Source organism: Bradyrhizobium sp. LA6.1, from assembly GCF_040547805.1.
In the GTDB taxonomy this organism is placed as follows: Bacteria; Pseudomonadota; Alphaproteobacteria; order Rhizobiales; family Xanthobacteraceae; genus Bradyrhizobium; species Bradyrhizobium barranii.
Map to the genome: position 1 here is coordinate 207,613 of NZ_JBEPQK010000015.1, position 11,621 is coordinate 219,233.

The 11,621-nt window shown below is 64.5% G+C and carries 12 protein-coding genes; 4 read left to right on the forward strand and 8 right to left on the reverse strand.

All coding sequences use genetic code 11. The annotated features are described in order from the left end of the window. Window positions 1-226 precede the first annotated feature (226 nt). Window positions 227-376 carry a hypothetical protein gene (locus tag ABIB99_RS31195; RefSeq protein WP_166084486.1) on the forward strand — a complete coding sequence of 50 codons (150 nt, stop codon included), beginning with the start codon at window positions 227-229 and terminating at the stop codon, window positions 374-376. Between the two features lie 6 nt (window positions 377-382). Here ABIB99_RS31195 and ABIB99_RS31200 read toward each other — a convergent pair whose 3' ends face one another. The 5 genes from ABIB99_RS31200 to pgm form a co-directional block, all read right to left on the reverse strand. Beyond that, window positions 383-826, reverse strand: coding sequence for a DoxX family protein (locus ABIB99_RS31200; RefSeq protein ID WP_071917677.1), 444 nt, complete (start codon window positions 824-826; stop codon window positions 383-385). Between the two features lie 245 nt (window positions 827-1,071). Further along, on the reverse strand, window positions 1,072-2,052 hold the full coding sequence (locus tag ABIB99_RS31205) for a PDR/VanB family oxidoreductase (RefSeq protein ID WP_354179241.1): 981 nt from the start codon (window positions 2,050-2,052) through the stop codon (window positions 1,072-1,074). A 10-nt stretch (window positions 2,053-2,062) separates the two neighbouring features. Next, complete coding sequence (locus ABIB99_RS31210; RefSeq protein WP_063979735.1) at window positions 2,063-2,824, reverse strand: GntR family transcriptional regulator; 762 nt, start codon at window positions 2,822-2,824, stop codon at window positions 2,063-2,065. 5 nt (window positions 2,825-2,829) lie between these two features. Beyond that, window positions 2,830-3,879, reverse strand: coding sequence for an aromatic ring-hydroxylating dioxygenase subunit alpha (locus tag ABIB99_RS31215; RefSeq protein WP_354179243.1), 1,050 nt, complete (start codon window positions 3,877-3,879; stop codon window positions 2,830-2,832). Between the two features lie 287 nt (window positions 3,880-4,166). Beyond that, window positions 4,167-5,813 (reverse strand): phosphoglucomutase (alpha-D-glucose-1,6-bisphosphate-dependent), encoded by a 1,647-nt coding sequence (pgm, locus tag ABIB99_RS31220; RefSeq protein WP_354179245.1) that lies wholly within the window; start codon window positions 5,811-5,813, stop codon window positions 4,167-4,169. Between the two features lie 146 nt (window positions 5,814-5,959). Here pgm and ABIB99_RS31225 point away from each other — a divergent pair, with 146 nt between their 5' ends. Further along, a complete protein-coding gene (locus ABIB99_RS31225; RefSeq protein WP_063979732.1) occupies window positions 5,960-7,102 on the forward strand; it encodes an alpha/beta hydrolase family protein in 1,143 nt (380 codons plus the stop codon). A 34-nt stretch (window positions 7,103-7,136) separates the two neighbouring features. Here the strand turns inward: ABIB99_RS31225 and ABIB99_RS31230 are convergent, their stop codons facing one another. Continuing rightward, window positions 7,137-7,952: a response regulator transcription factor gene (locus ABIB99_RS31230; RefSeq protein WP_063979731.1), complete on the reverse strand. Its 816-nt coding sequence runs from the start codon at window positions 7,950-7,952 to the stop codon at window positions 7,137-7,139. Window positions 7,953-8,250: 298 nt separating this feature from the next. Between ABIB99_RS31230 and ABIB99_RS31235 the strand changes: the two genes are divergently transcribed. Both ABIB99_RS31235 and ABIB99_RS31240 read left to right on the forward strand, forming a co-directional pair. Beyond that, window positions 8,251-9,408, forward strand: a complete 1,158-nt coding sequence (locus ABIB99_RS31235) for an acyltransferase family protein (protein WP_063979730.1) — start codon at window positions 8,251-8,253, stop codon at window positions 9,406-9,408. A 111-nt stretch (window positions 9,409-9,519) separates the two neighbouring features. Then, a complete protein-coding gene (locus ABIB99_RS31240) occupies window positions 9,520-10,368 on the forward strand; it encodes an MBL fold metallo-hydrolase (RefSeq protein WP_354179248.1) in 849 nt (282 codons plus the stop codon). Window positions 10,369-10,394: 26 nt separating this feature from the next. Here ABIB99_RS31240 and ABIB99_RS31245 read toward each other — a convergent pair whose 3' ends face one another. After that, window positions 10,395-11,279, reverse strand: a complete 885-nt coding sequence (locus ABIB99_RS31245) for an aldose 1-epimerase family protein (protein ID WP_354179250.1) — start codon at window positions 11,277-11,279, stop codon at window positions 10,395-10,397. Window positions 11,280-11,403: 124 nt separating this feature from the next. Then, on the reverse strand, window positions 11,404-11,621 hold a 218-nt coding region (locus ABIB99_RS31250; RefSeq protein ID WP_354179252.1), incomplete at its 5' end, for a UDP binding domain-containing protein.

Sequence of the window (11,621 nt, forward strand, 5' to 3'; positions counted from 1 at the left end):
CTTCAAGCCGCCCTTTGCAAATGAACCACTGCCAGGCAGTTCTGCATCCCGCGCCAGTCTTCGCGGTCATAGGGTTGGTCTGCATCCCTGACCTAAGGCTGTCCGCTGTTTTGAGACCGTTTCCGAGTGTTTCGGCGCGCTACCACTCTCAAGACGGCTTGCCGTGTCGGCCCCATTAAGCAACACTTGCCTCATTTCAAAGTAATTATTTTTGAGGGGCATCATCATGCCTGAGATATTTGAAGTCGTGCTGTGGTGTGCCGCGCTTGCGACATGGTTGATGCTTCTCTTCGCCCTCGTGAGCAAGACCCTGAAGCAGCTCTCAAAGAGCATCCGCCGCGCGATAGAGGAAGCTTTCAAGCCCGACTTGAAGTGATCTCGGCTACGATGCCCGATCGAAACTGAACCGGCCCGCCCCGGTGACGAAGATCAACATCGCGCCTCCCATGATCGAGACATTCTTCAGGAAGTGGTTGTATTGACCGATCTGCTGCGCACCCGCGGGATACTCCCAGTAGCGGTGCGCAATAGCCGTTGCCGCCAATACGAACACAAACGTCAGAATTGCGCAGTAGCGCGTACCGACGCCCAATATCAAACCAACGGATATCAATACTTCCAGTACGATGTTCGTCATCGTGAACAGCTCGGGTGCTGGAAGGTTCAGGGACCTGAAATAACCCACAGAGCCGCTGAAGTTGGATATTGCTCCATACGCGCTTCCGACGAATACCCACGCGAGGAGAATGCGGCCGATCAAAATCAGCGCGTCAGCTCGCCCTGTGGCGAACGCATCGACTGCCAGCGAGACAGAATTGGATTTCATGGCAGAATCTCCACCCTTGCTGTCCAAGACCGGCTGAACACTTTTATTGCCGAGAGCAAGCCTATCATGATTGGCGGACCGCACGAAGCGCTCTTACCGGCCCATTGACGCAGCAAGCGAAGCCCGCTTCGTCACCGCCCTTAGCTGCCTCGCCAGGACGAATTGCACCCATCTGCTCCCGAGAGGAGAGCGGATGCGCATGCCTCAGGCTGATCGCGTTTTCCGAGTACGCCTTCCAACCCCGGTCAGATCGCGTCCGCCCGCAGCAGCGTGTCCACGGTGATGGTGCCGCGGGCGCGGGAGACGCAGGCGCAGATCTTCTGATTGCTTTGCTTCTGGTGATCGCTGAAGAAGACGTCGCGATGGTCGATCTCGCCGTCGACCTCGACCACGTCGATGGCGCACAGGCCGCATTCGCCGCGCTTGCAATCGTACATCACGTCGTGGCCGCTGGCATTGAGCACATCAAGCATCGAGCGCTCGCGCGGGATTTCGAGCTCGACATCGGTCCCCTTCAGGCGCACGCGAAACGTCTCGGTCGGCAGCGTGCCGCTGGAGCCGAAGGTCTCGTAGCGGAGATCGGGAAGCGGATGGCCGGCGCCGATCCAGGCGTGGCGCGCGGCATCCAGCATCCGCATCGGGCCACAGAACAGCGCCAGCGCACCTTGCGGCAATGATCCGAACAGCGCATCGAGGTTGAGCCGCCGGCCCTCCTCGCTCGCGTGAACGACCAGGCGCTCACCGAGCATTTTGGCGAGATCGTCGAGATAGGCGGCATCGGTGCGCGAGCGCACGGCATAATGCAGCGTGACATCAGCGCCGCGACGCGCCAGCGCCTGCGCGGCGCCAAGGATCGGCGTGATGCCGATGCCGCCGGCGATCAGGCAATAGTTTTCGCGGGCCCAGTCGACCGCGAGCAGCGAAGCCGGCCGCGTGATGTCGAGCCGGGCGCCTGGTGCGAGCTGCCACATATAGCGCGAGCCGCCGCGGGAATCCTCGGCACGGCGCACCGCGATCCTGAAACCGCGCGAGGACGCCTCGCCGACCAGCGAATAGGATCGCGTCTCCGGCAGGCCGTCGATGGTCACGCTGATATTGATGTGGCTGCCGACCGGATAGGCCGTGCCGTCGAACTGATCCGGCAGGATCAGGAATTCGCGGATGCCCGGCGCAAGATCGCGCGTCGCGACCAGCGTTGCCGGAATCCAGGTTTCGATGAAGCGCATGGCGATTGCCCTAGTCGGTTGCGGTCCTGATCAGCGCGAGCGCCGGCAAGAGGTCGAGATGGGTGCGGTTGCGCAGCGCAAGCCGCAAGTTTCGCACCGCCAGCCGCGCGTGCTCGCGCATCACGGCTTCGGCGCGGGCGCCTTCGCGGTTCTCGATGGCGTCGATCACGACGCGATGGTGCTCCTGCCCGATGATCAGAATCTGCTGCGCCTCGGGCAGCGCCGATTGCGCCATCACGAAACCGCTGGGCGAGGCGAACGGCAGCGCCGAAGCGCGGTCGATCTGCCGGATCAGCGGCGGGCTGCGCGACAATTCCGTGAGCAGTGCGTGGAAGCGCGCGTTCAGCGTGACATAGGACGAGAAGGCATCGACCGAGATCGGCACCTGGCGCAGCAATTCGTCAATTGCGGCAAGGCACTCCTTCAGTGGCTCGAGCTCGCGCGCGGAAACGCCGCGCTCGGCTGCGAAGCGCGCGGCGAGTCCTTCGAGCGTGCCGCGCAGCTCGATGGAATCGGAGATGTCGCGCTCGGAAAACGCCTTCACCATGAAGCCGCCGGAGGGAATCGCCTCCAGCAGGCCTTCCTCCTCGAGCCGCACCAGCGCCATGCGCACCGGCGTGCGCGAAGCGCCAGTCGTCTCCACCGCCTGCAGCTCGGAGATGCGCTCGCCGGGCCGTAAGCGACCCGACAGGATCTGGTCGCGCAGCGCGAGCTGCGCCTTCACGGTCTGCGAGACGGAGCGGTCGACCTCTCGCTCGGGCGCTGGCTTCACCTGGCCTACTCCGCGGCCTGGAGCTGCTGCGGCGCGCTTTCCTTCGCCACCATCCTATCGATCAGCTTGCGCGTCCACATCGCACCGGCGTCGATGTTGAGGTTGTAGAAGATCCGATCGGGGTTCTCGTCCATGGCGCGCTGCTGCGCCTCGAGGATCAGCTCGTCCTCGTGGAAGATCCCGGAGACACCCTCGCGGATCTCGGTGGTGATGCGCTGCTCGCCGATCTGATAGTTGCGGACGAACGCCCAGAAATAGTGGCAGGTCTTCTCGGTCTCCGGCGTGATGGTGTTGAGCACGAAACCGTTGACGCCCTGCGAGCGGTCGCCTTCCGGCGCGCCCGTGCCTGTCGGCGCCACGCCGACATCGATCGCGATCGTGCACGGGGCTTCGAAGCGGATGATCTGCCAGCGGTCGACGAGGCCGGGCTTGCAGAGCTGCTTGGCCCAGAACGGCGGCGCCTCGATGCCGCGCATCCAGCGCGTCACCGTCACCGTCTTCTCGCCATGGGTGACGTCGAACGGCGCTTCGGCCACCGCATCATTGCCGATCGAGGAGCCGTGCACAAAGGTCTCGTGGGTGAGGTCCATGAGATTGTCGAGCACGAGGCGGTAGTCGCAATTGACGCGGATGGTCTTGCCATCGCCGGCCCAGGCCGGATCGTGATTCCAGTGCATGTCCGGCACCAGCGCGGGATCGGCCAGCGCGGGATCGCCCATCCAGAGCCAGATGTAACGATGACGCTCGACCACGGGATAAGCGCGGACGCAGGCCGACGGATTGATGGTCTCCTGCGAGGGCATGAAGGTGCAGCGCCCCTGCGCATTGTATTTCAGGCCGTGATAGCCGCAGACGACGGTGTCGCCTTCCAGCCGGCCCTTGGACAGCGGCACCAGACGGTGCCAGCAGGCATCCTCCAGCGCGGCCACCGAGCCATCGGCCTTGCGGTACATCACGACATGCTTGCCGCAGATCGTCCGCGGCAACAGCGCCGGCTTGACGTCAGCGTCCCAGGCCGCGGCGTACCACGCGTTCATCGGGAAGGGTTTTGTCACGGGTCGCTCTCCCAAGGCTTGTGTATGCTTTATGTATACAATAGCGGAGGGATAGAATCGTTCAAGGCTAAATATGGCGTATTTTGATACCTATTATCCAGATGGTGTATACAATTCTACCCACATGTCATTCCCCGAAGGCGGGGAATCCAGTACGCCGCGGCTTCTCCGCATCACGGCACGGCGGCGGCGTACTGGATCACCCGCTTTCGCTGGTGATGACAGCGGAGAATGCGGCAAACACTTCCTCGGAGCAGCAACCGAAGAGTCGTACTGGGCTCAGTGCCCTACGCCCCGAACACCTTCTTCAGCCCTGCCTGGGCCTCTTCCTGAATCCGCTTCAGGTGCTCGGCGCTGCGGAAACTTTCCGCGTAGATCTTGTAGACGTCCTCGGTCCCCGACGGCCTTGCGGCGAACCAGCCGAAATCGGTCTCGACCTTGATGCCGCCGAACGGCTGGCCGTTGCCCGGCGCCTTGCTCAGCGTGGCGCGGACAGGATCGCCGGCGAGGTCCTTGAGGCCGAGCTGCTCGGGCGTGACGGACTTGAGGATGTTCTTCTGGGGCGCGGTGGCGGCGACGTCGATGCGCGCATAGTGCGGCACGCCGAGCTCCGCGGTGAGGTCGTTGAAGAGCTGGCTGGGGTCGCGGCCGGTCTTCGCCATGATCTCGGCTGCGAGCAGGCCGAGGATGATGCCGTCCTTGTCGGTGGTCCACACCCCGCCGTCGCGGCGCAGGAACGAGGCCCCTGCACTCTCCTCGCCGCCGAAGCCGAAGCCGCCCGTGAGGAGGCCGTCGACGAACCATTTGAAGCCGACCGGCGTCTCGACCAGCCTGCGGCCGAGCTTCTTGGCGACGCGGTCGATGATCGAGCTCGACACCACGGTCTTGCCGATCGCGGCATCCTTGCCCCAGTTCGGGCGGTTCGCGAACAGATAGGAGATCGCGGTCGCCAGATAATGGTTCGGATTCATCAGGCCGCCGGTGCGCGTCACGATGCCGTGGCGGTCGGCATCGGTGTCGTTGGCAAAGGCGACGTCGAAGCGGTCGCGCATCGCGATCAGGCTCGCCATCGCGTAGGGCGAGGAGCAATCCATGCGGATCTTGCCGTCCCAGTCGACGGTCATGAAGCGGAAGGTCGGATCGATCGCCTCGTTCACGACGGTGGCCTTCAGGCCGTAGCGCTCGATGATCGGATGCCAGTAATGCACGGCGGCGCCGCCGAGCGGATCGATGCCGATATTGATGCCGGCGGATTTGACGAGATCGAGATCGACGACATTGCCGAGATCGGCAACGTAGGGCGTGATGAAGTCGTAGGCGTGCACGTTCGCGGATTTGCGCGCCTTGGCGTAGTCGATACGCTTCACGCCCTTGAGGCCGTCGGCGAGATAGGCGTTGGCGCGCTTCTCGACGACGGAGGTCGCGTCGGTGTCGGCCGGGCCGCCATGCGGCGGATTGTATTTGTAGCCGCCGTCCTCGGGGGGATTGTGCGAGGGCGTGACGACGACGCCGTCGGCAAGGCCGCTAGTTCGGCCCTTGTTGTAGGTCAGGATCGCGTGCGAGATGACAGGCGTCGGGCTGTAGCCGCCGTCCTTGTCGATCATGATGTCGACGCCGTTGGCGGCGAACACCTCGACGGCGCTGACCAGCGCGGGCTCGGCCAGCGCATGGGTGTCGATGCCGATGAAGAGCGGGCCGGTCAGGCCCTTTTCTGTTCTGTAGTCACAAATCGCCTGCGTGGTCGCGAGGATGTGGCCCTCGTTGAAGCTGTTCTTGAACGACGTGCCGCGATGGCCGGAGGTTCCGAACGCCACCCGCTGCGCGGGATCGCCGACATCGGGCTTGCCGGCGAAATAGGCCGTCACCAGCCGCGGAACGTTGGTGAGCGCGTCCGGCGAGACCAGCTTGCCCGCCGCGGGATGAACATCAGCCACTGAAATATCCTCGTCCTGTCGTGCAGAGTTTGTGGAGTACCATAGCATCGGCCGGACCCCCGCCAAGGGCACAACACGCGCGGCGGGCTGGCCGTTCCCGAGATCATGCTATGGTCTTTCAAATCGGGGCTTTTTCGAGTCGGGGCATGACGCTGTTTCACAGGCTCTTGGTTGTGCTGATGGCCTGGCTTGCGACCGCTGGCATCGTGACCAATGCGACGGCCGCGGAGTTCTACACGGAAGACCTGCGCATTCCGATGGCGGGGGCCGGGCCGCAGGGGCTGGAGGCCTTTCTGGTCCGGCCGGCCGGAACGAAGCGCTATCCGCTCGCGCTGCTCAACCACGGCTCGCCGCGCAGTTTCGACGACCGCGCGACCATGTCGGCGCACAAATATTACGGGATCGCGCTCGAATATGCCCGGCGCGGCTTTGCCGCGCTGATCGTGATGCGGCGCGGCTACGGCACCTCGCCCGGCGGACGCGTCGACAGCGTCGGCGGCTGCGCCAATGCCGCCTATCTGCCGGCGGCGGCGGTTGCGGTCGCGGATTTGCGCGCGGCGATCGACGCGATGGGTCGCAGGGCCGACGTCACGACATCGGGCATGATCGCGGCCGGCCATTCCGCCGGCGGGCTCGCCACCGTCGCGCTGACCGCGCAGGCACCGAGTGGTCTCGTCGCCGCGATCAGCTTTGCCGGCGGCCGCGGCTCGCGCGATGACGACGACGTCTGCAACGAGGACGGGCTGGTGCAGGCCTTCGCCACGTTCGGCAAAACCTCGCGCGTGCCGATGCTGTGGGTCTATGCGGCCAACGATTCGTTCTTCGGTCCCGATCTCGCGCGCCGCCTCTATGACGGATTTCGCGGCAATGGCGGTCACGCGAAATTCATTGCGGCGCCGCCTTACGGCGATGACGGCCACTATCTCTATTCGGTGGTGGGCCGCCCGCAATGGACGCCCTATCTCGACGCCTTCCTGCGCGAGCGCGGGCTCGGCCATGACATCCTGAGCCTTCCCGATCCGCTGCCGCCGCCGGGCCAGCTCAACGAGGCCGCGCGCGCCGAATTCTCCCGCTATCTCGCCAGCACCATGCCGCACAAGGCTTTTGCGGTGTCGCCGAACGGCGGTTACGGCTGGCGTTCGGGCCGCACCACCGCCGACGACGCCCGGCGCGATTCGCTTAGCGCCTGCATGAAATGGTCGCCGACCTGCACGCTGTATGCGGTCGATGACCAGCTGGCCGGGGCGGCGCAAAGGACATCGACGGATCAGAGCGCCCGCGCGCGATAGGCGCGAGGGTGATCGGATCTTTCGACGGTTGAGGCTAGAGCCGCTCGCTGAGCGCGAGTTTGTAGCCGACGCCGGTGACGGTCGCGATCACGGGCGTGCCGCTGCCGACGAGCTTGCGCCGCAGCCGCGCCACCAGCGCATCCACCGTGCGGATGTCGACCTCGGCCTGGCGGTTGCTGACGACCTCGATCAGATAGTCGCGGCTGAGCGGCCGGCCGTCGGCGCCGACCAGCGCCGCGAGCAGGTCGAACTCGGCGCGCGTCAACGCCACCGGCTTGCCGTCGCTGCCGAGCAGCTCGCGCCGGGTCAGGTCGATGATCCAGTCGCCGAAGGCGATCGAATTGTGGTTGCGCGCCGCCTTGCGGTCGATCGAGCGCCGCCGCAGCACGCTGCGCGCGCGCGCGAGCAGGTCGCGCAGATTGATCGGCTTGGTGACGTAATGGTCGCCGGCGATCTCGAGCCCGAGGATGCGATCGACGTCGGTGTCGCGGCGCGTCACGAAGATGATGCCCGCGTTGCTGGTCGCCTGGATCTCCTTGGCGAGCTCGAAGCCGTCGCCGTCAGGCAACTGCACGTCGAGGAAGACGAGATCCGTGCGCGAGCGCAGCGCCTGGCGGCATTCCGCGCAGGAGCCGGCGCCGACCACGTCGAAATTGTTCTCGCTGAAATAGCCGACCAGCATCGTCCGCGTCACGGGATCGTCTTCGACGACGATCAGCCGCTCGCGGCCGGCAGGCCTCAATTCCTGACGTGCGGAATCAACCACGTTGTTGGATGTCCTGTGTGCTTGTGGCGCGGCTTGAAAGTTCAAGTCGTCGCGCAGCGCACTGTCCTGTGAACGAACATTCACGACTTATTCGAGCCCCCGAAATTTGCCTGCTGGAATACTAGGCGTGTTGTGCTGCCCGAACAATATTGGTCATGGTATTGGCGTATTAAGTATGAATTGCCCCACAATTCTCATCGCGCGCATCATCATGCCGGCGTGGCGCGTGCGAGCGCCGACCGGGGCCCTCGACACCGCCGATCCCGTACATTCGGCATCGGACTCAACCGCTGGTTAACGTAAAGAAAGGCTTCGGCTTCGAAACAGCCGGCCGCGCCTCTATGGTCTCCGCTTGCAGATGCGAAACCACGGAGCAGGCGTGATGCAGGGGCAGGCCCGGTTGGCCGCCGAACGAACCGAGCAAGGTGCAACGCCTTTCGGCCGTTCTCACACGCTCGACGTCCTGCGCGGCCTCGCCATCGTCGGCGTGATGGCGATCCACGTTTCACAATCCTTTCCTTCAAAGATCCACGCCGTCGACTTCGCCTTCATGTGCGGCTGGACCGGCGTCAACGTGTTCTACTTCGTCAGCGCCATGACGATGTGCCTGATGTGGACGCAGCGCACCGAAACCGACCCGACGCGCAAATTCTACATCCGGCGCTTCCTGCGCATCGCGCCGCTGTTCTGGCTCGCGATCCCGGTTTACCTCGCCGTCAACGGCACGGGTCCCAGCTACAACGCGCCCAACGGCATCGGACCGCTCCAGGTGATCCTGACCGCGACGTTCCTGCACGGCTTCTGGCCGGACAGCGTCAACAGCGTCGTGCCGGGCGACTGGTCGATTGCGGCGGAAATGACGTTCTATCTCGTCTTCCCCTTCGTGATCACGGCCTTCGGATCTCGCCGCCACCTCTATCTCGCGCTCGCGATCGCGCTGCATCTCGTCAATGTCTGCCTGTTCAAGCCTTGGGCGTTCGCACTGTTCTCGGCCCATTACGGGCCCGGCCACGAGGCCTTCGTCTGGAATGCGCTGCACATCAGCTTCCTGAACCAGTTGCCGGTCTTCCTCGTGGGCTGCGCGCTGTTCTTCTCGCTGCGCGACGGCTTTGCGAAGTCGGACGCCGCGATCTTCGCCGCCTTCATCGCGCTGTCCTTCATCGCCGATCGCGCCACCGACTCGCATGAATTCAACTATTTGATGATCAACCTCGTGCTCGGCGCGCTGGTTGCAGGTTGCATCCGCCTCGCGATCCGCTGCCGGCCGATCGAGGCGCTCGGCCGCAACTCCTATTCGATGTACCTGTCGCACTTCGCGGTGATCTACGGCCTGCGCCAGATCTGGCCGCTTACGGACGGACTGGTCTCGCTGCTGATCGCCTATGCCGTCATCGCCGCGCTCAGCTATCTCGTCGCACGCGCGACCTGGCATCTGGTCGAACGGCGCGCGCAGGATTTTGCGCATCGCCTGACGTCCACGGGATCGGGCCGCTCGACGATCCGGCCAACCATTGCTGCCACTGTGGCCGGTCTGCACTGACGCGCGACTTGTCTAGCTGACGCCTTCGAATCTACAGTACGCCACGAAAGATCTTCAGACACGCCGGGGCGGCGTGATCAGGTCGACCGGCTTCACGCTGGAGTAGGCGCCATGGAAGTCATACTGCTCGGCACCGGCGGCCCACGCCCGGACCCGCGCCGCATGGCGACGACCACGCTGATCAGGCTTGGCGAGGAGAATATCCTGTTCGACGCGGGCCGCGGCGTCATGGTGCAGCTCCACAAGGCCGGCGCGCCGCTCGGCGCCATCAACACGGTCTTTCTCACCCATCACCACTTCGACCACATCGGCGACCTCTACGATGTGATGTTGAATTCGTGGATGCATGGGCGCAAGGACGATCTGCGCATCTACGGTCCGCCCGATACCGAACGGCTCGTCAACACGCTGATCACACAGGTCTACGACAAGGACATCGCCTGGCGGGATCAGGGCGAGCCGACCTTTGGGGGATGGAAGCCGGTCGTCGCGACGGACATCATTCCCGGCCCCGTCCTCGACACCGGTCGCTGGAAGATCAGCGCCGAGCTCGTTTCACATGGCGACGGTCTCGACATGTCGCCGGCGTTTCTCGCGCGCTGGATGTGTCTCGGCTTCCGCTTCGAAGCCGAGGGCAAGGTCATAGCGATCTCCGGCGACACGGTCCCCTGCCCCGGTCTCGAGCGGCTGGCACAGGGAGCCGACCTGCTGGTCCAGTGCTGCTTTCTCGCGACGCCTGAGATCACCAACGACCACTTCCGCCGGCTCGCGAAATATACGCTCGCCTGCGGCGATACGGTCGGCAAGGTTGCCGCCAAGGCCGGCGTCAAGAAGCTCGCGCTGACCCATCACCGGCCGCGCACTGACGATTCCATGCTGAACGCGTTGCTCGCGGACGTCCGCCGAGACTACGCAGGTCCCGTCGTGCTCGGCGAGGACCTCACGCGGATCGAGGTCTGAGAGCCACAGGCACGCGAAGGCCTGCCTCAGGACGACCCGACCTCGATCCGGTACGACAGTTCTTCGTTCGCGCCGGCCGCAATGTGCATCAGACCCGGCTTGTCGCTGAACTCGCCTTCGAAACCGACGGGACTGGCATAGCCGCGCCAGGGCTCGATGCAGAGAAACGGCGCGCCTGTCGGTTTCGACCAGACGCCGAGTTCGCGAAAGCCGCGCCATGACATTTTGAGCCAGGGCCCGGCCCCCTGCCCGGCCGCATAGCGGACCGCATGGCTGTTGACGGGGTCGAGGATGACGGCGTCATTGGTGAACAGGGATTCCGACAAAGGAAGCACGGTGCCTCTGACGGGGCTCGGATCCGTTGCCGCGAGCAGGAGTCCGCCCTCGACACGGCGAACCGGAGACGGCTCCTCGTTCGTGAACGTCAGCGCGTAGCTCTCCTTCGACATTCCAGGCTGAAGCGGCCAGTTGAAGGCGGGATGGCCACCGAGCGACACCGGCAATGTCTCCTTGCCGGTGTTCACGACCGTGAGCGAGAGATCGAGACCAGCGTCGTCGATCGCGTAGGTGGCCGTCAGGCGAAATGCGAACGGATAGAGCGCGCGCGTTGTCTCGCTGTCTTCGAGCGCCAGCGTGCAACGGTTCTCGCCGCGCTCTACCCACGCGAACCGGCTGTCGCGCGCAAAACCGTGCTGGGTCATCCGGTAGGTCTTGCCCCGGTGCCGCATTTCGTCATTGGCGAGACGCCCGACGATCGGAAACAGCAGCGGCGCGTGGCGTGGCCAGGCCGGCCCCGCCTGCCAGACAAATTCGACACCGCTGCCGTCCTTCAACGAGCACAGCTCGGCGCCGTGTGCCTTGATGGTCGCGGTGAGCCCGCCACTTCGGATCGTGTGCGTGTCGTCGGTCATGACAATCTCCATCGCGGCAACGAGGCCAAACGCGGCGACCTGATGCGACCGGATCATATCGCATCAGAAACGATTTCGCCCGCCCCAGGATGAGGCGGGCGAAGCCGAACTTCAAACGACTGGCTTAAGCCTGGGACGATCGCCCGATGCTCTCGTAGGTGAAGCCGGCGGCTCGCATCTCTTCGGGCGGGTAGATGTTGCGGAGATCGACCACGACGGGCTGGGTCATGGCCGCCTTCAGCCGGCCGAGATCGAGCGCGCGGAACTGCACCCATTCGGTGACGATGACGAGCGCATCGGCGCCTTGCGCGCAGGAATAGGCGTCCTCGCAATAGGTGATGT

Coding starts and splice junctions, on each gene's coding strand:
- ABIB99_RS31195 (WP_166084486.1), top strand. CDS start 227: ATGCCTGAGATATTTGAAGTCGTGCTGTGGTGTGCCGCGCTTGCGACA.
- ABIB99_RS31245 (WP_354179250.1), bottom strand. CDS start 11,279: ATGACCGACGACACGCACACGATCCGAAGTGGCGGGCTCACCGCGACC.
- ABIB99_RS31240 (WP_354179248.1), top strand. CDS start 9,520: ATGGAAGTCATACTGCTCGGCACCGGCGGCCCACGCCCGGACCCGCGC.
- ABIB99_RS31200 (WP_071917677.1), bottom strand. CDS start 826: ATGAAATCCAATTCTGTCTCGCTGGCAGTCGATGCGTTCGCCACAGGG.
- ABIB99_RS31225 (WP_063979732.1), top strand. CDS start 5,960: ATGACGCTGTTTCACAGGCTCTTGGTTGTGCTGATGGCCTGGCTTGCG.
- ABIB99_RS31205 (WP_354179241.1), bottom strand. CDS start 2,052: ATGCGCTTCATCGAAACCTGGATTCCGGCAACGCTGGTCGCGACGCGC.
- ABIB99_RS31235 (WP_063979730.1), top strand. CDS start 8,251: ATGCAGGGGCAGGCCCGGTTGGCCGCCGAACGAACCGAGCAAGGTGCA.